The organism is Allobosea sp. TBD101 (assembly GCF_059817965.1).
The window spans coordinates 5,132,113-5,153,294 of sequence record NZ_CM187543.1; the positions used below are offsets into that span (position 1 = coordinate 5,132,113).

Genomic DNA, 21,182 nt, shown 5'->3' on the forward strand with positions numbered 1-21,182 from the left:
GACCCTAGCCATCCGGCCAGGACAGCGGGAGTAACAAACTCGTCGCGAAACCCGGCATCGGCGGCATCACCCAGCGGCGCGCCCGCGCCTGCCCGAAGGACTGGATTTTGCCGGCCTCGGCGAGGGCATCGAGCGCACGCTGGACGCTGCGCTGGCTGGAGCCAAGCGCGAGTGCCAGGGCGGAGCTCGACCATGCCTCGCCATCGGCCATGAGGGCGAGCACCGTGGCATGCTTCTCCTCGACCGGACGCGCCAGCACGACGACCCCGGCCGCAACGCGCGGCGCGATCGCGAAGCCGCGCTCCGTCGCGCTGATCCGTGCCAACGGCCGCAGCGCCGCGCGCAGGCGGCCGATCTCGACGCGCAATCGCGCCCGGTGCGATTCATCGGTGAAGCGCGACCCGAAGGCGCTGATAATCAGCACATCCCGCGGCGCAGCCTGCGGCCAGGCCTCGGCCAGCGTCCGCAGCAGGGCGAAGAGCACAGGGCGCGTCGCCAGCGAAACCGATTTGTCCCGCTCGCGCACGGCATGGCGGCAGGCATCGACGATCAGCGCCTCCGAGGCCTGCAGGTTCTCGACCTCGTCGAGCAACACGGGGCACTCGACGCCCCCCGCGATCAAACGCGCGGCCGGCTCATCAAGCAGGTGGCGGGCGGCTTCGACCTCGGCGATCAGCGCGGGAATGCCAGCTCGCCCGGCGGCGTCGCGTGCGCCTTCCAACGCAACTCGCGCAGCGCGGGCCTCCATCCGGCGCAAGGCGATGCCGGCCTTCGCGAGTCCGTGGACCGCCCGCAACGGCGCCGGAAGCTGCACGGGATCGAGGTCGGCGAGCCGTTCGCCCGCATGGTCGAGCCGGCCGATCAGCAGCAGCCGGCGGATGTCGAGCAGGCGGGCATGGGCGGCATTCGCGCGGTCATCGTGGGTCTCGAGCACCGAGGCAGCCTCGTCGAGCCTCCCGGGAGCCCAGCCGAGATCGCGCGCGGCCAGGGCGACCTCCGCCTCGGCGACGGTGCAGCGAGCGCGGGCGACCGCCTCCCTTGGCCCGAAAGCGCGGCCGGCACGGCGCAGCAAAACTCTGGCGCGGGCGAAGTCACCGAGCTGCGCCATGGCGATGCCGCGCAGCGCCAGCGCGGGCGCATCGTCACGCAAGGCGACCCGGTTCAGCGCGCCCAGCGGATCGCCCTTCGCCAGCGCCTGCGCCGCAGCCGTGATCAGCGAGTCCATCGGAATCCCGCCAAACTTGTCACTCCCACCGTCTGCCGCCTCCGCCTTACCACCGATCGCGACGCCGCATCGAGTGTCGAAGCGGCGCGGACATCCGGCGACAGGAGTGAAGCACCATGACCAGTCACACGATCGGAACACGCGAAGAATGGCTCGCCGCCCGGCTCGAACTGCTGGAAGCGGAGAAGGCGTATACGCGGCAGGGCGATGCGCTCGCCGAGCGGCGGCAGGCTCTGCCCTGGGTCAAGGTCGAGAAGGATTATCGCTTCCAGACCGAGCAGGGCGACGCCTCTCTCGCCGATCTCTTCCAGGGGCGCTCGCAGCTCCTCGTCTACCATTTCATGTTCGGACCGGACTACAAGGCCGGCTGCCCGTCCTGCTCGGCGATCGCCGACGGGTTCAACGGCTCGACCACGCATCTCGCCAATCACGACGTGATGCTTTGGGCCGTGTCGCGGGCGCCGGTCGAAAAGCTGCTCGGCTTCCGCGAGCGGATGGGCTGGAGCTTTCCCTGGGCCTCGTCCGGTCAGACCGATTTCAATTTCGACTACAACGTCTCCTTCACCGAGATGCAGGAGCGGACGCAAGGGGTCGACTACAATTTCCGCCATCAGCCGAAATTCGAGTGGCGCGGCCCCGGCAACGCAATCGAACGCTCCTTCGCAACGATGGCCGGTGTGGACGTCCCCACCTATCACCGCGACCGGCCGGGCCTGAGCGCCTTCATCCGCGAGGACGGCGCGATCTACCACACCTATTCGAGCTATTCGCGCGGCGTGGACGGCATCTGGGGCATGTATGCCTGGCTCGACCGGGCGCCGAAGGGCCGCAACGAGGCTCAAGGCCCGTGGTGGCTCCATCGCGACCGCTACGCCGCCCGCCAAGCCGTGTCGTAGCGTGCGAGAACCTCGCGAGGGCGCCGCGCGCCACGTCGCGAAGCGCCCGTGGCGATCAGTTTAACACGGTGCCGGCAAAGTTCCTTGACGCAGCGCAAATTCGTTGCTTCATTCATCTAAAGCATCAAATATCGAAGTTGATGCATAGAAGGGATTGCCATGGCTCGACCCGCCACCCCTGAGGCCTCTCCCTGGCTCGGCGCCGCCGCATCGGCCGCCGCACAATCGCGCAGCAACATCTTCGAGATGAGCCGCCAGGCCGAGAACGCGGTCATCGACCCGCGCGATCCCGGCGGCTTTCCCTCCGAATGGCGCCGTGCCGTTGCAGCCCGGATCGCGGTCCAGAACACGCTGCCGGACCTTGCCGCCCATTATCTCGCCGATGTGACCGATCCGGCGCTGCGCGGCCTCGCCGACCCCAGCGCGGCCGGACGCGATGACCGCGAGCGCAGCGTCATCACCTTCATGGACCGGGTCGCGACCCAGCCGCGCGCCGTGCAGGCCGAGGAGATCGAAGGGCTCAAGGCGGCCGGTGTCGCGGAAGCCGATATCGTGCGGCTCTGCGAACTCAACGCCTTCATGAGCTATCAGTGCCGCGTCCTCGCCGGGCTCGCCGCTCTCAAGGCAGCCTCGGCATGAGCCGGGTCGTGCATCGCTTCACCCGCAACGTGCCGGACTGGCAGCCACGGGTCACCCCGGTCGATCTCGCCAAGGCGAGCCCCGAGCAGCTCGACGCGCTGAAGGTCACGCCCTCCAACACCAAGGTCTCGGATTACGTGCTCGTGCTGGCGCATGATCCGGAAACGCTCAACGTGCGCTCGCCGCTGTTCAACGGCATCATGTACGATCCCGGCGGCCTGAGCCGGGCCGAGCGCGAACTCGGGGCGATCGGCGCCTCGGTCGTCAATCGCTGCATCTACTGCGCCGCCGTGCATGCCGCGCGTCATGCGCAGCTCAGCAAGGACACCGCCGTCACCGACGAATTGTTCGCCAATGGCGAGAAGGCCAAGCTCGGCCCGCGCGACCAGGCGATCTTCGACTATTCCGTCAAGCTCTCGCAATCGCCGCCGGCGGTGACCGAGGCCGACACCGCCCGCCTGCGCGAGGCGGGGCTGGACGAGGCCGAGATCGTCGATCTCATCCTGTCCACGGCCTTGTTCGGCTGGGCCAACCGGCTGATGCACATCCTCGGCGACCCCGTCCGCAAAGACGGGTGAGATGAGCCGTCTCAAGATCCTCGAGGCCTATCTGCAGGTCGCCTCGCTCGGCAGCGTCACGGCGGCAGCGAAGCATCTGGGCGTGTCCCAGCCTTCGGTCAGCCGCATGATCCAGGAGCTGGAGCGCGATCTCGGCCAGCCGCTATTCGAGCGCGTCGGCCAGCGGCTGGTGCTGACGCAGAAGGGCATGGTGCTGCGCGACGATGTCGAGCGGGCGCTGGCCGGCTTCGTCAACCTGTGGGAGCGCGCCCGCGAGGTGATCGGCGAGGCCGAGCCGCCGATCCGGATATCGGCGGTGTCGTCGCTCGCCTTCGGTCTGCTCACCGATGCCTGGAACGGGGCGGATGCGCCCAGGCTCGCGATCGAGGTCGAGAACCCCGACCGCGTGCAGAACGCGGTGATCTCCGGCAATGCGCAGCTCGGCGCGACCAGCGCGCCCCTGCTACATCGCGACCTCGCGCTCGAATGGCTGGGCACGGCGCCTTGCGTGCTGGCCGTGCCCGAGACCGATCCGCTCGCCCGGATCGAAGGGCCGATCGATCTTGCCGCCCTCTCGGGACGGGACCTCGTCGGCATGTCCTTGCGCCGGGGCGTGCCGGCGCGCATCCGCGCAGCGCTCAACGAAGCCGGCGTCGATGTCCGGGTCAGGGTCCGGACGACCTCGACCATGAACGTGTTGTCCTTCATCCGCGCCGGGGCGGGCATCGCCATCGTCGAGCCGTTGACGCTGACCGGCAACCCGACGCCCGGCATCCGCGTCCTGCCGCTGGCGACCTCGATCCCCTATTGCTTCGGCGTCGTGACCGCGCGCGGCGTCACCGTCTCCGACAAGGCCCGCGACCTGATCACCGCGCTCCAGGCGAGCGCCGAGAGGCGGCTCACCGATTTCACCCTGATCCCGCCCGAAGAGCACCACGCTCTCCTCGCCTCGCTGACCAAACAGGAAACGCGGCTGTGACGACGAAGCAGACCGGGATACCGGAAGGGCTGGAGGCGCTGAACCGCCGCGTCGCCCGCGAGCTCGAACTGCTGACCCTGCCGGCCGCGCCCTGGGTGCCGGAGCGCAGCATCGACGGCGAGCCGGTGCTCGATGTCGCGATCATCGGCGCCGGCATGGCAGGGCTCGCCGCGGCCGCCGCCTTCCGCAATATCGGCCTGCGCGCCGTCAATTTCGACCGCCGGCCGCAAGGCTTCGAAGGCCCCTGGGCGACGACCGCGCGGATGGAGACGCTGCGCTCGCCCAAGACCCTGACCGGGCCGGCGCTCGGCATCCCCTCGCTGACCTTCCGCGCCTGGTTCGAGGCGCAGTTCAACGCCGCCGACTGGGAGGCGCTCGACAAGATTCCGCGCCTGATGTGGATGGACTATCTGCGCTGGTTCCGCGAGGTTCTCGCTCTCGATGTCCGCAACGGCCATGAGATCGCGATGATCCATCCCGGCCCCGAGCATGCGACGCTGGAGATCGACGCCGCCGGTAAGCGCCAGCGCGTCCTCGCCCGCCATGTCGTGCTCGCGACCGGCAGAGACGGGCTCGGCGGCCCGGCCGTGCCGGAGATTGCCGAGAGCCTGCCACGCGAGCGTTGGGCACACTCCTCGGATGAGAACGACTATGCGCAGCTCCGCGGCAAGCGCGTCGCCGTCATCGGCGCCGGCGCCTCGGCCATGGACAGCGCCGGCACGGCGCTCGAAGCCGGTGCGGCCAGCGTCGACCTCTTGATCCGCCGCCGCGACATCCCCCGCATCAATCGCGGCAAGGGCATGGGCCATCCCGGCTCGATCGCCGGCTATCGCCATCTGCCCGATGCCTGGAAATGGCGGATCAACAGCTACGTCGCCCGCGAGCAGGTGCCGCCGCCACGCGCCAGCGTGCTGCGCGTCTCGCGCCATCCCAACGCCTTCTTCCGGCAGGGCACCGCCCTGATCTCGGCGCGGATGGAGGGCGACGAGATCGTGGTCGAGACCAGCGCCGGCACGATGCGCTTCGACTTCATGATCTTCTCGACCGGCTTCAAGGTCGATTGGGGCAGCCGGCCCTTCCTCCGGGAGATCGCGGCCTGCGCCCGCAACTGGGTCGATCGCGGCGTGCCCGAGGATGCCGAGCCCAGCCTCGGCGCCATGCCCGATCTCGGACCTGCCTTCGAGTTCCAGCCGAAGTTGCCCGGCACCTGCCCCGGGCTCGAGCGCATCCATTGCTTCTGCTACCCCGCGATGATGTCGCATGGCACGGTCTCAGGCGACATCCCGGCGATCAGCGACGGCGCCGAACGGCTGTCCCAAGCGATCGCGTCCAGCCTCTTCCGCGAGGATATCGAGGTGCATTTCCGGCGCGGCCAGGATTATGCCGAGCCGGAGATCTTCGGCGACGAATGGGTGCCGATCCTGCCCGAACCCGCGAAGGTTCCGGTCTGATGCTCGGCCGGCTGCTCCAGCGCGTCGCGCAGGCGCTCCTCGTCATCTTTGCGATGTCGCTCGTGGTCTTCCTCGGGCTGCATGCGGTCGGCAACCCCGCCGACCTCCTGCTGGCGCCGGATGCGACCCAGATCGACCGGGCCGAACTCGTCGCGCGGCTCGGCCTCGACCGGCCGCTCTGGGAGCAATACCTCAACTTCGTGGGCAGCGCCCTGCAGGGCGATCTCGGCCGCAGCTTCGTCTACAACGTGCCCGCCGTGACGCTGATCCTGCAGCGCCTGCCGGCGACGCTGGAACTGGCCTTCGCGGCGATGATCTTCGCCGTCATCATCGGCGTGCCGCTCGGGCTCTATGCCGGGCTCTATCCAGAGCGCCTGCTGTCGAAGCTGATCCAGACCGGCAGCATCCTCGGCTTCTCATTGCCGACCTTCTGGGTCGGCCTCCTGCTGATCATGACCTTCAGCGTCTCGCTGGGCTGGCTGCCAGCGAGCGGGCGCGGCGAGACGGTACGGGTCTTCGGGGTCGAATGGTCGTTCCTGACGCTGAACGGCTGGCGCCATCTGCTCTTGCCGGCGATCAACCTGTCGCTGTTCAAGGTCTCGCTGGTGATCCGCCTGACGCGGGCCGGCGTGCGCGAGGTGATGCCACTCGACTATGTCCGCTTCGCGCGGGCCAAGGGGCTGCGCCGCGGCCGGGTCGTGATGATGCATATCCTGCGCAACATCATGATCCCGCTGGTGACCGTGCTCGGGCTCGAACTCGGCTCGACCATCGCCTTCGCCGTGGTGACCGAGAGCATCTTCGCCTGGCCGGGCTCGGGCAAGCTCATCCTCGACAGCATCAACGCGCTCGATCGGCCGGTGGTGATGGCCTATCTGCTGGTCGTGGTGACGCTCTTCGTCATCATCAACCTCATCGTCGACATCCTCTATCGCTTCCTCGATCCGCGCGTCCGCGAGGAGGCCTCGGCATGACCACGGTTCCAGCCGCCGCTTCCGCCCGCCGTCCGGCAAGCGCTGCGCTCCGCCGCTTCCTGCGCGCGCCTTCCGCCTGGATCGGGCTCGGCCTGATGACCCTGCTCGTCATCGGCGCGGTGTTCGCGCCTCAGATCGCGCCGCAGAACCCGTTCGACCTCGCCGCCATCGACGTACTCGACGCCCGGATGACGCCGGGCTCCGTGTCTTCGACCGGCGATATCACCTACCTGCTGGGTACCGACGGACAGGGCCGCGACCTGTTCTCGGCGATCCTCTACGGGCTCAGGACCAGCCTGACCGTCGGCGTCGGCTCGGCCGTGCTCGCCGGCATCATCGGCATCCTGCTGGGACTGATCGCGGCCTGGAGCGGCGGGCTGATCGACGCGCTGATCATGCGGCTCGTCGATCTCCTGATGTCGTTGCCCTCGATCCTGGTCGCGCTGCTGATGCTGGCGCTGCTCGGCAAGGGGATCGGCAATGTCGTGCTGACGCTGGTGCTGCTGGAATGGGCCTATTACGCCCGCACCGCCCGCGCCCAGGCGCTGGTCGAGCGCAAGCGCGACTATTTCGAAGCCGCGCGGGGGCTGGGCCTCCCGACTTCGCGCATCCTGCTGCGCCATGTCCTGCCGAACTGCCTGCCGCCGCTGCTGGTCATCGGCGCGCTGCAGGTCGCGCGCGCCATCACGCTGGAGGCGACGCTGTCCTTCCTCGGATTGGGCGCGCCGGTGACGCAGCCCTCGCTCGGCCTGCTCATCGCCAACGGCTTCCAGTTCATGCTCTCGGGCGAATACTGGATCAGCTTCTTTCCGGGCCTGACGCTGCTGACGGCCATCGTCGCGATCAACCTCGTCGGCGACCGCCTGCGCGAGGTGCTCGACCCGAGGGCGCTGAAATGACCGCGCCCCTGCTCGAAATCCGCAACCTGCGCACGCGCTTCCGCACCGATCGCGGCGATCTCGACGCCGTGCGCGACGTCTCCTTCACCTTGCGGGCCGGTGAGACGCTCGGCCTCGTCGGCGAGAGTGGCTCCGGCAAGTCGGTCACCGGCTTCTCGATCATGGGGCTGATCGACCCGCCCGGCCAGGTCGTCGGCGGCGAAATCCTGTTCCGGGGACAGGACCTGACGAAGCTCGACGAGGAGGCGATGCGCTCCTTACGTGGCAACCGCATCGCCATGGTCTTCCAGGACCCGATGATGACGCTGAATCCGGTGCTGCGGATCAGCACGCAGATGATCGAGACGATCCGCGCGCACGAGACGATCGACGACGCTTCGGCGCGCGTCCGGGCACGGGACCTGCTCGGCGCAATGGGCATCCCGAGCCCCGAGGCGCGGCTCGACGCCTTTCCGCACCAGCTCTCCGGCGGCATGCGCCAGCGCGTCGCCATCGCCATTGCGCTGATCAACAAGCCCGACCTGATCATAGCCGACGAGCCGACCACCGCACTCGACGTCTCCATCCAGGCGCAGATCCTGGCCGAGGTGCAGCAATTGACCCGTGAGAGCGGCACCGCCCTGCTCTGGATCACCCATGACCTCTCGGTGATCGCCGGCATCGCCGACGAGATCGCGGTGATGTATGCCGGCCGCATCGTCGAGCAAGGCAGCGTCGATGCCGTGCTCGACCAGCCCAGCCATCCCTATACGGCCGGGCTGATCGGCAGCCTGCCGGGGGCGAGCGCGCCGGGCTCGATGCTGGTGCAGATCCCCGGCACCACGCCGGACATGGTCGATCCGCCCCCAGGCTGCGCCTTCGGGCCGCGCTGCGCCCGCCGCGATGACGCTTGCGAGCGCCAGCCGGCCTTCACGGAGAGCGCGCACCGCCTGCGCTGCTTCCATCCCCTCTCCGGCCCCGCCTCGGCCGCCGAGGTGCCGGCATGAACATGACCGTGACACCTTCCGCGCCCGCGCTGGAGACGCGCAACCTGACCCGGCATTTCGGCCGCCCGGACGGGCTTGCGGTCAAACTGCATCTGGCGAAGCGCCAGCCGATCATCCGCGCGCTCGACGGCATCGACCTGACCATATCGACCGGGGAATTCGTCGGGCTCGTCGGCGAGTCCGGCTCCGGCAAGTCGACGCTCGGGCGCATCGCGGCCGGCCTGTTGCCGCCGAGCACGGGCGAGGTCTCCGTGTTCGGGCGCTCGCCGGAGGGCGACCGCTCGGTCCATCGCGACGTGCAATTGATCTTCCAGGACCCGCAGGCGAGCCTGAACCCGCGCATGCGGGTCGCGGAAGCGATCGGCGAGGCGCCGCTCGTCCATGGCATCGCCTCGCGCTCCGAAATCGACGACTATGTCTGCGCGCAGATGCGTCGGGCCGGGCTCGATCCGGCCTTACGCCAGCGCTTCCCGCACCAGTTCTCCGGCGGCCAGCGCCAGCGCATCTCGATCGCCCGTGCGCTCGCCCTGCAGCCGCGCTTCCTGGTCTGCGACGAGTCGGTGGCTTCGCTCGATGTCTCGATCCAGGCGCAGATCCTCAACCTGTTCATGCAGCTCCGGCGCGAGCTGGACCTGACCTATCTCTTCATCAGCCACGACCTGCGCGTCGTCCAGCACATCGCCGACCACGTCGTGATCATGTATCTCGGCCGCATCGTCGAGGATGCGCCGGCCGCACGGTTCTTCGCCCATCCGAACCACCCCTATACGCAAGGGCTGCTGGCGGAGATCCCCGACCTCAAGCAACGGCGGCGCGTCTATGCGCCGGTGAAGGGCGAGATCCCGAGCCCGGCCGCGCCGCCGCCCGGCTGCCATTTCCACCCGCGCTGCCCGGCCGCCTTCGACCGCTGCCGCATCGAAAGACCTGCCCTGCGCGAGATCGTGCCGGGCCACCGTTCTGCCTGCCACCTCAACGACGTCGCAGCGGCCCCGGCCCGCGCGCAAACAGGAGAGATCGCATGACGACCAAACTGAGCACCTTCGCCCTCTCGGCGGCGCTGATCGTCGCCGCGGGAGCCACCCATGCGGAAGACCTGCGCATTGCCTTTGCCGACCCGGTCTCGGCGATCGATCCGCAACTCAACAACCATGCCGGCGACCATTCGGTCTCGCAGCATTTCTGGTCGCGGCTCGTCGCGCAGAAGACCGAGGGCGGCGTGGTGCCCGACATCGCCGCATCCTGGAAGAACCTCGCGCCCAATACCTGGGAGTTCAAGCTGCGCGAGAACGCGGTCTGGAGCGACGGCAAGCCGGTCACGGCCGAGGATATCGCGTTCTCCTACGAGCGCGCCCAGAACGTGCCGGGCACGGTCGCGAGCTACAAGGGCTTCCTGCGCAATGTCGCCAAGGTCGAGATCAAGGACCCGCATACGCTGGTGATCACCAGCCGCGCGCCCGATCCGCTGCTGCCGATCAACATCTCCAGCATCTATATCGTCAGCAAGCATGTCGGCCAGACCGCGACGACCGACGACTATAACAGCGGCAAGGCGATGGTCACCGAAGGCCCCTATTCCTTCGTCAGCTATACGCCCGGCGACCGCATCGAGATGAAGCGCAACGAGCGCTACTGGGGTCCGAAGCCCGAATGGGAGAAGGTCAACTACCGCTATATCGCCAATCCGGCGGCGCGCACGGCCGCCCTGCTCTCGGGCGATGTTGACGTCATCGACAAGGTCTCGTTCTCCGATATCGAGAAGCTGGAGAAGAACCCCAAGGTCAAGGTCTGGTCCTATCCCGGCCTGCGGGCGCTGATCATGCAGCCGAGCTTCAACCCGAACCCGTCGAAGTTCCTCACCGACAAGGCCGGCAAGCCGCTCGACAAGAACCCGCTGCTCGACGTGCGCGTCCGCAAGGCGCTGAACATGGCGATCAACCGCGAGGCGATCGCCGACCGCGTCGCACGCGGCGGCGTGACCGTCGCGACGCAGTGGATGCCGGCCGGCAGCTTCGGCTACGACCCCGACCGCTCCAAGATCGACGTCGATCCCAACAAGGCAAAAGCGCTGCTGACTGAAGCCGGCTACCCCAACGGCTTCAAGCTGACCATGCATGTGCCGGGCGAGCGCTATCCGCTGGCGCCCGAGACCGCGCAGGCGATCGCGCAGTTCTGGACCCGCATCGGTGTCGAGACGCAGGTCGAGGTCGTGCCCTTCTCGGTCTATTCCGGCGCGGCCAACAAGAACGAATACGCGATGAGCATGATCGGCTGGGGCAACGGTACCGGTGAGGGCACCTATGCGATGCTGGCGATCCTCGCGACCGTCGATCCTGCCAAGGGGCTGGGTGCCTCCAACTGGGGCCGCTACAGCAACCCGAAGCTGGACGAGGCCCTCGCCAAAGCCAGCGCCGAATTCGACGACGCCAAGCGCGAGGCGATCATCAAAGACGCGGTCAAGGTCGTGATGGACGATGTCGGGATCATGCCGCTCTACCACTACAAGAACATCTGGGCGAGCCGGCCGGACCTGAAGGTCGTGCCCTGGCACAGCGACCGCACCGTCGCGATGCAGGTCAGCAAGGCCAAATAAGGACGCCGCCATGGCCGCCGCCTTCGCGATCAGCCCCGCTATCGACCTGATCGACGTGTCCCGCCGGATTGTCCTGACCGGACTGACGGCGGGCGCGGAGGTGACCATCGCCGCGGAAACTCCGCGCGACGGTCATCTCTGGCGGGCGCAGGCGGTGTTCGCGGCCGGGGCCGATGGCAGCATCGACCTCGAACGCGATGCGCCCTTGCGCGGCGATTACGCGGGCGTCGCGGCGATGGGGCTGGTCTGGGCGCAGACTGGTGAAGGCGAGCTGTTTCCGGCCGAGCTGTCCCGCCCGCTCGAAACCACGCTCACCGCCGAAATCGGCGGTGAGACGATCGCCTCCGGGCAATTCAGCCAGATTCTGATGGCCGAAGGCGTCACGCGGCACCCCCTCGCCGAGGATGGGCTCGTCGGAACCTTGTTCCTGCCGGCGGGCGCTGGCCCGTACCCGGCGATCATGATCCTCAACGGCTCGGGCGGCGGCATCAACGAGCCGCGCGCCTCGCTCTGGGCCTCGCGCGGGGCCGCGGCGCTGGCGCTCGGCTATTTCGGCGCGCCCGGCCTGCCGAAATACATCTCCAACACGCCATTGGAATATTTCGCCCGAGGACTGGACTGGCTGCGCGCCCGCGTGCGGCCAAAGAACGACTTCGTCGCTGTCGCCGGGCAGTCGCGCGGGGGCGAGCTCGCACTCCTGCTCGGCGCGACCTTCCCCGACAAGGTCTCGGCGGTGCTGGGCTATGTACCCAGCGCCTTCGTCCATGGCGGGCAGGCCGCTGCCGACCCGGCCTTCGGCCGCGACGGACCCGGCTGGACGCTGGACGGCAAGCCGCTCGTCCATCAATGGCAAGACAACGCCACGGCAAGCTGGAAGCCTTACGACGAGGCGACGCAGACGCGCCGCAATGCCGATGCGATGCGCACCGCGCTCAGTGACCCCGCCGCCATGGCGCGCGCCCGCATCCCGGTCGAGCGGATCGCCGGACCGGTTCTGCTGCTGTCCGGCGGCGATGACGGCGCCTGGCCCTCGGACCTCTATTCGCTGATCATCCAGTCGAGCCTGCTCGCGGCCGGACATCCGCACGAGGTTCTCTGGAAGAACTGGCCCTTTGCCGGCCATTCCATCCTGTTTCCCCATACGCCGGCGACCCGCATCGCCCATCGCCATCCGGTCAGCGGCATCGCGACGACGATGGGCGGCACGCCGGCGGCGAACGCCGAGGCCAATGCCGGCGCCTGGGAGACAGCGCTTGCCTTTGTCAGGCGTCATGGCGGGCTGACAGGCTAAGGCGACGGCAATCTGCCGAGCGTAATCCAATCGAGCGGGGAAGCCGGTCGTCGGCTGGCCGGCCGCCTCTTGTGCGCAAAAGAATTTTCGCGTCATGGTCGCGCTGACTTCACGCCGGTGACACGCTATTGCTGTGCCGGCTCACCATGACCTCGGCTCACCGGATCGCGAATGGTTTCTGTAGCGCTGAAGACGGTTTCGAAGACCTGGGGCGGCACGGCCGCCGTCGACGCCATCAGCTTCACCGTCGAAGGCGGCAATCTCGTCGCGCTGCTCGGCCCCTCCGGCTGCGGCAAGTCGACGACGCTGCGGCTGATCGCCGGGCTGGAGGACACCAGCAGCGGTACGATCGCGATCGGCGGGCGCGACGTCACCCATGCCTCGCCCTCGCAGCGCGGCATCGCCATGGTTTTCCAGAATTACGCGCTGTTCCCGCATCTGAGCGTCGCCGAGAACATCCTGTTCGGGCTCAAGGTGCGCAAGGTCTCGCGCGCCGAGCGCGACGAGCGCCTTGCCCGCGCCGCCTCGATCCTGGGGCTCTCCGCCCTGCTCGAACGCAAACCCTCGCAGCTCTCCGGCGGCCAGCAGCAGCGCGTCGCGCTCGGCCGCGCCATCGTCGCGGAGGCGCCGGTCTGCCTGATGGACGAGCCGCTCTCCAATCTCGATGCCCAGCTGCGCGTCGAGATGCGCCGCGAGATTCGCGAATTGCAGCAGCGGCTCGGCATGACCATGGTCTATGTCACGCATGATCAGGTCGAGGCCATGACCATGGCCGACCAGGTCGTGCTGATGCGCAACGGCCGGATCGAGCAGGACGCCCCGCCGGACGTGCTCTACGAGAACCCGGCGACGATCTTCGCGGCCCGCTTCGTCGGCACGCCGCCGATGAACGTGCTGCCGCTTTCGACGGTTCAGGCGCGCGGCGGCGCGATCAGCGCTCCCGATGGCCTCGATCCCGCCAGCCTCGCCGTCGGGATCCGCCCCGAGATGGTCGAGATCACCGCAAGCGGCGTCGCAGCCGATGTCGTCGCGGTCGAATATCTCGGTTCCGACACGCTGCTGGAAACCCGCATCGACGGCCATTCCTTCATCGTCAAGCGGCCCGGCAAGGTCAGAGCCACAGCCGGCGAACAGATCTACATCACGTTGTCACAATCGGCGCTGCACTGGTTCGACCAGGCGTCGGAACGGAAGGTGGTTCGCAACTGAACCGGCCGGAGCGTCGGGCGTGCGAACCATCCCAACAAGGGAGAGAGGACATCATGGATAGGCGTGAATTTCTTGGCGGCACGGCCGCCCTTGCGGGCGCGACCGCCCTGCCCGGCATTGCCCGCGCGCAGAGCACCGAGCTCTCGTTCTTCTACCCGGTCGCGGTCGGCGGCCCGATCACCAAGCTGATCGACACCTACGCCGCCGATTTCGAGAAGGACAACCCCTCGGTCAAGCTGAAGCCGATCTATGCCGGCACCTATCAGGAGACCATCGTTAAGGCGCTGACCGCGCATAAGAGCGGCGCGCCACCGGTGCTCTCGGTCTTGCTCTCGACCGACATGTTCACGCTGATCGACGAAGAGGCGATCGTGCCCTTCGACGACTTCATCAAGACCGACGAGGACAAGAAGTGGCTCGCCGGCTTCTATCCCGGCTTCATGGAGAACAGCCAGACCGGCGGCAAGACCTGGGGCATCCCGTTCCAGCGTTCCACGGTGGTGCTGTACTGGAACAAGGAGCTGTTCAAGGAGGCCGGGCTGGATCCCGAGAAGCCGCCGAAGACCTGGGCCGAACAGCTCGAATTCGCGCAGAAGCTGACCAAGCGCGACGCCGCCGGCAATGTCACGCAATGGGGCATCCAGATCCCCTCCTCCGGCTTCCCCTACTGGCTGTTCCAGGGTCTTTCGACCCAGGCCGGTACGATCCTCGCCAATGCGGCCGGCGACAAGACCGATTACGCCAACCCGGGTGTGGTCGAAGCCCTGCAGTACTGGGTCGACCTCGCGCAGAAGCACAAGGTCCATCCGCCCGGCATCGTCGAATGGGGCACCACGCCGCGCGACTTCTTCGAGAAGAAGGTCGCGATGATGTGGACCACCACCGGCAACCTCACCAATGTCCGCGCCAACGCCAAATTCCCCTTCGGCGTCGCGGTTCTGCCGGCCGGCAAGAAGCCGGGCAGCCCGACCGGCGGCGGCAATTTCTACCTCTCCAAGAAGGCGACCAAGGCCGAGCAGGAGGCCGCGTTCAAGTTCGTGCGCTGGATCACCACGCCCGAGCGCGCCGCGCAGTGGAGCATCAATACCGGCTATGTCGGCGTCACGCCGGCCGCCTACGAGACCGAAGCGATGAAGAAATACGTCGCCGACTTCCCGCCCGCGCTCGTCGCGCGCGATCAGCTGTCGAGCGCGGTGGCCGAGCTCTCGACCCATGAGAACCAGCGCGTCACCAAGGCGCTGAACGACGGGTTGCAGGCGGCGCTGACCGGCACCAAGACGCCGCAGAAGGCGATGGAGGACGCGCAGGCCGAGGCCGAGCGCATCCTCAAGGCCTATCGCTGATCCCGCCCAGATGACGAACCGCGCGACCGCGACGATCCATGGCTGGCTGCTCCTGCTGCCGGCCATGGCTTGCCTGGCCCTGTTCACGCACTGGCCCGCGGTCGCGAGCTTCATCGAAAGCTTCTACTCGACACCGAAGGCGCGCCGCCCGGCGCGCTTCATCGGGCTCGAGAACTACCAGCAGATGCTCGCCGATCCGATCTTCTGGAAGGCGATGAGCAACAATCTCTGGTTCGCGCTCGGCACGATCCCGACCTCGATCGCCCTGGCGCTCCTGATGGCGGTCTGGGTCAACGACAGGATCACGGGGCGCACGCTCGTCCGCATGGCCTTCTTCACGCCGACGATCCTGCCGATGATCGCGGTCGCCAATATCTGGCTGTTCTTCTACACGCCGCAATACGGGCTGCTGGAGCAGTTCACCGGCCTGTTCGGCGCGCGTTCGACCAACTGGCTGGGCTCGCAGGACACCGCGCTCTACGCCATCACCATCGTCGCGATCTGGAAGGAAGCCGGCTTCTTCATGATCTTCTACCTCGCGGCGCTGCAGGCGATACCGCCCAGCCTTGGCGAGGCCGCGGCGATCGAGGGCGCCACGCGCTGGACCTTCTTCCGGCGCATCCAGTTCCCGCTGCTGATGCCGACGACGCTGTTCGTGCTGATCAATGCCGTGATCAACGCCTTTCGCATGGTCGACCATGTCTTCGTGATGACGCGCGGCGGCCCGGACAACGCGACGACGCTGCTGCTCTTCTACATCTACCAGGCCGGCTTCGGCTTCTGGGACACGGCCTATGCGGCGACGCTGACCTGCGTGCTGCTGGCGCTGCTCGCGCTCGTCGCCTTCGTCCAGTACGGCTGGCTCGAACGCAGGACGCATTATCAATGAGCGCTGCGACACAACCCGCCCCGGCCGCGACGCGGACCGACCCTTATGCGCCCAAGGGCCTCGCACTCACGCTGGAATCGACGGGGGCGATCCTGCTTGCCGTGCTCTGGGTGCTGCCGCTGGCCTATGCCGTCTGGGCAGCGTTCCACCCGGCCGAGTACACCACGCGCTTCGTGCTGACCGCACCGCTGACGCTCGACAATTTCACGCGCGCCTGGGCGGCAGCGCCCTTCGCCCGCTATTTCCTCAACACCTTCATCCTGGTCACCCTGATCCTGGCCTTCCAGATCGTGCTGGGCACGCTCGCCGCCTATGCGCTGGCACGGCAGGATTTCTGGGGCCGCGACGTCGCCTTCGTGCTGATCCTGGCGCAGCTCATGATCATGCCGGACGCGCTGATCGTCGAGAACTACCGCACGCTCGCCAAGCTCAACCTGATCGACACGATCCCGGCGATCGCCCTGCCCTATATCGCCTCGGCCTTCGGCATCTTCCTGCTGCGGCAGACCTTCAAGACCGTGCCGAAGGAACTCGACGACGCCGCCCGCGTCGAGGGCGCGAGCCCGCTGCAGGTGCTGATGAAGGTCTATGTGCCGCTCGCGAAGCCGACCTATGTCGCCTACGGCCTCGTCTCGGTGAGCTATCACTGGAACAATTTCCTCTGGCCGCTGCTCGTCACCAACTCCGTGGAATCGCGGCCGCTGACGGTCGGCCTGCAGGTCTTCTCCTCGGCCGACCAGGGCATCGATTGGGCGGTGATCTGCGCGGCGACGCTGATGACCTCGGCGCCGCTGCTCGTCGGTTTCCTGCTGTTCCAGCGCCAGTTCGTGCAGAGTTTCATGCGCGCCGGCATCAAGTGACGGCGCTCCGATGAAGCTGATCACCTGGAACATCCAGTGGGCCCGCGGCGCCGACGACAAGGTCGATCCGCGCCGCATCATCGATCACGCCCGGCAGATGGCGGATTTCGACGTACTCTGCCTGCAGGAGGTCGCGGCGAATTTTCCCGACCTCGACGGCAATGACCGCACCGACCAGTTCGCCCTGTTCAGCGAATTGCTGCCGGGCTTCACACCGATCGAGGCTGTTGGCGTCGATGTTCCGGACGGCGCGGGCGGCCGCAAGCGCTTCGGTAACCTCATCCTGTCGCGATTGCCGGTGGCGCAGGCGCTACGCCACGTCCTGCCCTGGGAGGCGGCGGCGACGCGCAATATGCCGCGCGTGCTGGTCGAGGCCATGGTCGAGACCTCGTTCGGCCCGATCCGGGTGATGACGACCCATCTGGAATATTCCTCCCCGGTGCTGCGCGCCGCGCAGGTCGAGGGTATCCGGCAGATCCACCGCATGGCGGCCGCACGGCAAGCAACGCCGCGCCAGCCCGGTCCCCACACCTACGCGCCGACGCCGAACGCGGCGAGCGCGATCCTGACCGGCGATTTCAACATGCGCCCCGACGATGCCGGTTTGGCGCAGTTGCTCGCTCCGTTCGATGGCGATGTGCCGCCGCTGGTCGATCTCTGGCCCGTGCTGAAGGGCGCGGAGCCGCATCCGCCCTCCGCCTTCATCTGCGACCAGACCTATGGCCCGCTGGGCTGCCTCGACTTCATACTGGCGACGCCGGACCTCGCCGAGCGGGCACGTTCGATCACCTACGACATCGAGACGCGGGCCTCGGACCACCAGCCCATCCTCGTCGAATTCGATCTCGGATGATCTTCACCCGGCAGGATCATCAGCGGCTCGACGCCATCCTGCGCGAGGCGGCACGACGCGAGGTGATGCCGCGCTTCCGCCGGTTGGCGGATAGCGACATCCGGGCCAAGCAGAACCCGGTCGATGTCGTCACCGAGGCCGACGAGGCGGCCGAGCGCTTCATCTGCGCCGAGCTAGCTAAGGCTTTTCCCAGTGCAGCACTGATCGGCGAGGAGGCGGTGACGCGAGACCCGTCGCTCCTCTCGAAGCTTTCCGATGCCGAGCTTGCCTTCGTCATCGACCCGATCGACGGTACGCTGAACTATGCCAGCGACCTCTCGCTCTTCGCCGTCATGGCCGCAGTCGTCGTCCGGGGTGAAATCGCCGCCGCCGTGATCCATGATCCGACAGCCGATGACAGCGCTATGGCGCTGCGCGGCGAAGGCGCCTGGATGGGCTCTGCCGATAGCACAAGCCGCGACCTGCGCGTCGCGCCGGCTGTCGCGACCGGGCAGATGAACGGCATGGCGAGCTGGCAGTACTTTCCCGAGCCGATGCGCAGCACGCTTCCCGGACGTTTTCCAGCCTTCCTCGAAGTCGGATCGCTGCGCTGCTGCGGGCAGGAATACCGGTTGGCTGCGGCGGGACGCCTGCAGTTCCTGCTCTACGGCGTGCTCAACCCTTGGGACCATGCGCCGGGCGTGCTGCTCTACAGCGAGGCCGGCGGCCATGCGCGCCTGCTGGACGGCCGGCCCTATTCGCCGACCGGGCGCCCAGCCGGCCTGCTCTGCGCGCCCGACGAGGCGAGCTGGCAGGAGATCAGGTCGATCCTGCTGGACTGAACGACACAGTGAGCTCGCCGCACCGTCGTCAGAACCTCACCGTCATCCCGGACAAGCCGCGAAGCGGCGCCGATCCGGGATCCATTCCGGAGCGCTTCCGGCTGATGTTCAGGCATGGATCCCGGGTCTGCGCTTCGCTTCGCCCGGGATGACAGCCCTTTTCTGGGGCACTCAGTCCTCGTCGTCGCGCTGACGCGGACCTTCCCCCAGGATTTCGCGTTTCCCGGCGTGGTTGGCCGGTCCGACGATGCCCTCGTTCTCCATGCGCTCCATGATGGATGCGGCGCGGTTGTAGCCGATCTGGAGGCGGCGCTGGATATAGGAGGTCGAGGCCTTCTTGTCGCGCAGCACGACCGCGACCGCCTGCTCGTAGGGGTCGTCCGAGTCGGCCTGGCCCATGCCGCTCTTGTCGAAGACGGCGCCGTCCTCGTCCTCGCCACCCTCGTCCTCCTCGGAGGTGACGGCGTCGAGATATTGCGGCCGGCCTTGGGTCTTGAGGTGGGCGACGACCTTCTCGACCTCGTTGTCCGAGACGAAGGGGCCGTGGACGCGGGTGATGCGCCCGCCGCCGGCCATGTAGAGCATGTCGCCCTGACCGAGCAGCTGCTCGGCGCCCATCTCGCCGAGGATCGTGCGCGAGTCGATCTTGCTGGTGACCTGGAAGGAGATGCGGGTCGGGAAGTTCGCCTTGATCGTGCCGGTGATGACGTCGACCGAGGGACGCTGCGTGGCGAGCACGACATGGATGCCGGCGGCACGCGCCATCTGGGCCAAGCGCTGGATCGTGCCTTCGATCTCCTTGCCGGCGACCATCATCAGGTCGGCCATCTCGTCGACGATGACGACGATATAGGGCAGAGGCTCGAGGTCCATGACCTCCTCCTCGTAGATCGCCTCGCCCGAATGCTTGTCGAAGCCGGTCTGGACGGTTCGCGTGATGACCTCGCCGGCCGCCTTGGCCTCGCCGACCCTGGCATTGAAGCCGTCGATGTTGCGCACCGAGAGCTTCGACATCTTCTTGTAGCGCTCCTCCATCTCGCGCACCGCCCATTTCAAGGCGACGACCGCCTTCTTGGGATCGGTGACGACGGGAGTGAGCAGATGCGGGATGCCGTCATAGACGGAGAGTTCGAGCATCTTGGGATCGACCATGATCAGGCGGCATTCCTCCGGCTTCAGCCGGTAGAGGATCGACAGGATCATGGTGTTGATGGCGACGGACTTGCCCGAGCCGGTGGTGCCCGCCACCAGCAGGTGCGGCATGCGGGCGAGATCGGCGATGACCGGCTCGCCGCCGATGGTCTTGCCGAGGCAGAGCGCGAGCTTGTGCTTGGTCGCCTCGAAATCCTGGCTGGCGAGCAACTCGCGCAGGAAGACGGTCTCGCGGCGGGTGTTGGGCAGTTCGATGCCGATCGCGTTCTTGCCCTGGACCACCGCAACACGCGCCGACACCGCACTCATCGAACGCGCGATGTCGTCGGCCAAGGAGATCACGCGGGAGCTCTTGATGCCGGGAGCGGGCTCCAGTTCGTACAAGGTGACGACCGGGCCGGGGCAGGCCTGGACGATCTCGCCGCGGATGTTGAAGTCTTCCAGCACGCCTTCGAGCAGGCCGGCATTCTGCTGGAGCATCTCGACCGGCATGGTCTCGGCCTGCGCCTGCGGCGGCTCGGCCAGGAACTCGATCGGCGGGAGCTGGAAGCCAGCATCCTGCACCACCGGCAGCTCCACGAGACGCAGCTTTGCCCTGAACGGGGTGACCTTGGCGGATTCGACTGCTACCGGCTCGGGGCGGACAGGTTCAGGCTTGGCGGGCTCGGATTGAACAGGCTGAGGCTGAACGGGCTTGGACAGAGCCGGCTTCGGCTCGACCGGGGGGCGCGTGCTGCGCGCCAGCGGCACGCCGGGCTTCGCCACAGCCACGGCCTGCTCCGAGATCGGAGCCTCGTCCTCGATCACGGGCGCCTCAGTGGCCGGCACAGACCAGGACGGCGTCGCGATCTGGAAGCTCACCTGATAGCTCTGCCCCCAACCGCAGCCGGACCAGGCAGGCGCAACGACCGGAGCCGTCATCGCCAGCGGCACGGCCTCGCGCATGGCGGCCTGAGGCTCTTCAAAGACAGGGGCCGGAGCATGAGCCATCGCATCCGCCGCCGTCGACCGAACAACGGGATCGAACGCAAAATCGGCATCGTCGCGCTCCGCCTCGGGCACGCATTCCCAGAAAGCGTGATCCGAGATGAAATCGAGCGGCGTCGCGACGGGCTGTTCAGGGAAGGCATCGACCTCCGGAGAGGCCTCGAAATCCATCTCGGCAGGCTGCATCTCATCGACGAAGGCATTCTCGTCCGCGTCGAAAGTCAATTCGACATCGGCCGATTCGTCCATGACGGGTTCGGGCGTCGGCTCGGTGCCGGGCGCGCCCCAGACCTGCCGGATCAGATGATCCGGCGTGCGCCAGAAACGGACGCGGCTCTCGCCCGACGCAGGAGCATTCGGGGACATGCTGATGTCGAATCGCTGCCCGAGAACCGGGGAGGCGGAGAGCTCTCGCTCGGCCTGTGCCAGCTTGCGCTGGGCGTCGGCAGCGCGCGAGGGACGGACATAGGTCGGCCAGAGATTGGATGACGCTGTTTCAGTCCGAAACGGCTCAGCGGCAGAGGCGTGGGGTGTTGCGGTCTGCTGTGGTTGAGCGAGGCGATTATCCTCGGAAACAACGG

General features: G+C 67.6%; 19 protein-coding genes. 17 read left to right on the forward strand and 2 right to left on the reverse strand.

Going from position 1 to position 21,182, the window contains the following annotated elements; genetic code table 11:
- Window positions 1-4 precede the first annotated feature (4 nt).
- On the reverse strand, window positions 5-1,225 hold the full coding sequence (locus AC6RIC_RS24905; protein ID WP_499734364.1) for a helix-turn-helix domain-containing protein: 1,221 nt from the start codon (window positions 1,223-1,225) through the stop codon (window positions 5-7).
- A 116-nt stretch (window positions 1,226-1,341) separates the two neighbouring features.
- Here AC6RIC_RS24905 and AC6RIC_RS24910 point away from each other — a divergent pair, with 116 nt between their 5' ends.
- From AC6RIC_RS24910 to AC6RIC_RS24990, 17 genes are all read left to right on the forward strand, one after another.
- Window positions 1,342-2,121, forward strand: a complete 780-nt coding sequence (locus AC6RIC_RS24910) for a DUF899 domain-containing protein (protein WP_499734365.1) — start codon at window positions 1,342-1,344, stop codon at window positions 2,119-2,121.
- 159 nt (window positions 2,122-2,280) lie between these two features.
- Window positions 2,281-2,760: a hypothetical protein gene (locus AC6RIC_RS24915; protein ID WP_499734366.1), complete on the forward strand. Its 480-nt coding sequence runs from the start codon at window positions 2,281-2,283 to the stop codon at window positions 2,758-2,760.
- A complete protein-coding gene (locus AC6RIC_RS24920; protein WP_061966413.1) occupies window positions 2,757-3,338 on the forward strand; it encodes a peroxidase-related enzyme in 582 nt (193 codons plus the stop codon). Before AC6RIC_RS24915 ends, AC6RIC_RS24920 begins: the two co-directional genes overlap by 4 nt.
- Before the next feature lies 1 nt (window position 3,339).
- Entirely contained in the window at window positions 3,340-4,296 is a 957-nt protein-coding gene (locus AC6RIC_RS24925; protein WP_499734367.1) for a LysR family transcriptional regulator, read from the forward strand.
- Window positions 4,293-5,747, forward strand: a complete 1,455-nt coding sequence (locus AC6RIC_RS24930) for a SidA/IucD/PvdA family monooxygenase (RefSeq protein WP_499734368.1) — start codon at window positions 4,293-4,295, stop codon at window positions 5,745-5,747. Before AC6RIC_RS24925 ends, AC6RIC_RS24930 begins: the two co-directional genes overlap by 4 nt.
- On the forward strand, window positions 5,747-6,721 hold the full coding sequence (locus AC6RIC_RS24935) for an ABC transporter permease (protein WP_499734369.1): 975 nt from the start codon (window positions 5,747-5,749) through the stop codon (window positions 6,719-6,721). Before AC6RIC_RS24930 ends, AC6RIC_RS24935 begins: the two co-directional genes overlap by 1 nt.
- Window positions 6,718-7,620 carry an ABC transporter permease gene (locus tag AC6RIC_RS24940; RefSeq protein WP_454658639.1) on the forward strand — a complete coding sequence of 301 codons (903 nt, stop codon included), beginning with the start codon at window positions 6,718-6,720 and terminating at the stop codon, window positions 7,618-7,620. The genes AC6RIC_RS24935 and AC6RIC_RS24940 overlap by 4 nt, the downstream gene beginning before the upstream one ends.
- Window positions 7,617-8,606 (forward strand): ABC transporter ATP-binding protein, encoded by a 990-nt coding sequence (locus AC6RIC_RS24945; RefSeq protein ID WP_499734370.1) that lies wholly within the window; start codon window positions 7,617-7,619, stop codon window positions 8,604-8,606. The genes AC6RIC_RS24940 and AC6RIC_RS24945 overlap by 4 nt, the downstream gene beginning before the upstream one ends.
- A gap of 2 nt (window positions 8,607-8,608) precedes the next feature.
- On the forward strand, window positions 8,609-9,628 hold the full coding sequence (locus AC6RIC_RS24950) for an ABC transporter ATP-binding protein (RefSeq protein WP_499736656.1): 1,020 nt from the start codon (window positions 8,609-8,611) through the stop codon (window positions 9,626-9,628).
- Entirely contained in the window at window positions 9,625-11,196 is a 1,572-nt protein-coding gene (locus AC6RIC_RS24955) for an ABC transporter substrate-binding protein (RefSeq protein ID WP_454658641.1), read from the forward strand. The genes AC6RIC_RS24950 and AC6RIC_RS24955 overlap by 4 nt, the downstream gene beginning before the upstream one ends.
- 10 nt (window positions 11,197-11,206) lie before the next feature.
- Window positions 11,207-12,487 carry an acyl-CoA thioesterase/bile acid-CoA:amino acid N-acyltransferase family protein gene (locus AC6RIC_RS24960; RefSeq protein WP_499734371.1) on the forward strand — a complete coding sequence of 427 codons (1,281 nt, stop codon included), beginning with the start codon at window positions 11,207-11,209 and terminating at the stop codon, window positions 12,485-12,487.
- 171 nt (window positions 12,488-12,658) lie between these two features.
- Complete coding sequence (locus tag AC6RIC_RS24965) at window positions 12,659-13,696, forward strand: ABC transporter ATP-binding protein (RefSeq protein ID WP_499734372.1); 1,038 nt, start codon at window positions 12,659-12,661, stop codon at window positions 13,694-13,696.
- A 53-nt stretch (window positions 13,697-13,749) separates the two neighbouring features.
- The gene (locus AC6RIC_RS24970; protein ID WP_499734373.1) at window positions 13,750-15,039 is read left to right on the forward strand and encodes an ABC transporter substrate-binding protein; all 1,290 of its coding nucleotides are present in this window, start codon (window positions 13,750-13,752) and stop codon (window positions 15,037-15,039) included.
- Window positions 15,040-15,049: 10 nt separating this feature from the next.
- On the forward strand, window positions 15,050-15,928 hold the full coding sequence (locus AC6RIC_RS24975; RefSeq protein WP_499734374.1) for a carbohydrate ABC transporter permease: 879 nt from the start codon (window positions 15,050-15,052) through the stop codon (window positions 15,926-15,928).
- Entirely contained in the window at window positions 15,925-16,788 is an 864-nt protein-coding gene (locus AC6RIC_RS24980; protein WP_454658646.1) for a carbohydrate ABC transporter permease, read from the forward strand. Before AC6RIC_RS24975 ends, AC6RIC_RS24980 begins: the two co-directional genes overlap by 4 nt.
- Window positions 16,789-16,798: 10 nt before the next feature.
- Window positions 16,799-17,641, forward strand: a complete 843-nt coding sequence (locus tag AC6RIC_RS24985; RefSeq protein WP_499734375.1) for an endonuclease/exonuclease/phosphatase family protein — start codon at window positions 16,799-16,801, stop codon at window positions 17,639-17,641.
- The gene (locus AC6RIC_RS24990; protein ID WP_499734376.1) at window positions 17,638-18,462 is read left to right on the forward strand and encodes an inositol monophosphatase family protein; all 825 of its coding nucleotides are present in this window, start codon (window positions 17,638-17,640) and stop codon (window positions 18,460-18,462) included. The genes AC6RIC_RS24985 and AC6RIC_RS24990 overlap by 4 nt, the downstream gene beginning before the upstream one ends.
- Window positions 18,463-18,633: 171 nt before the next feature.
- Here AC6RIC_RS24990 and AC6RIC_RS24995 read toward each other — a convergent pair whose 3' ends face one another.
- Window positions 18,634-20,967: a DNA translocase FtsK gene (locus AC6RIC_RS24995; protein WP_499734377.1), complete on the reverse strand. Its 2,334-nt coding sequence runs from the start codon at window positions 20,965-20,967 to the stop codon at window positions 18,634-18,636.
- Window positions 20,968-21,182: the final 215 nt, after the last annotated feature.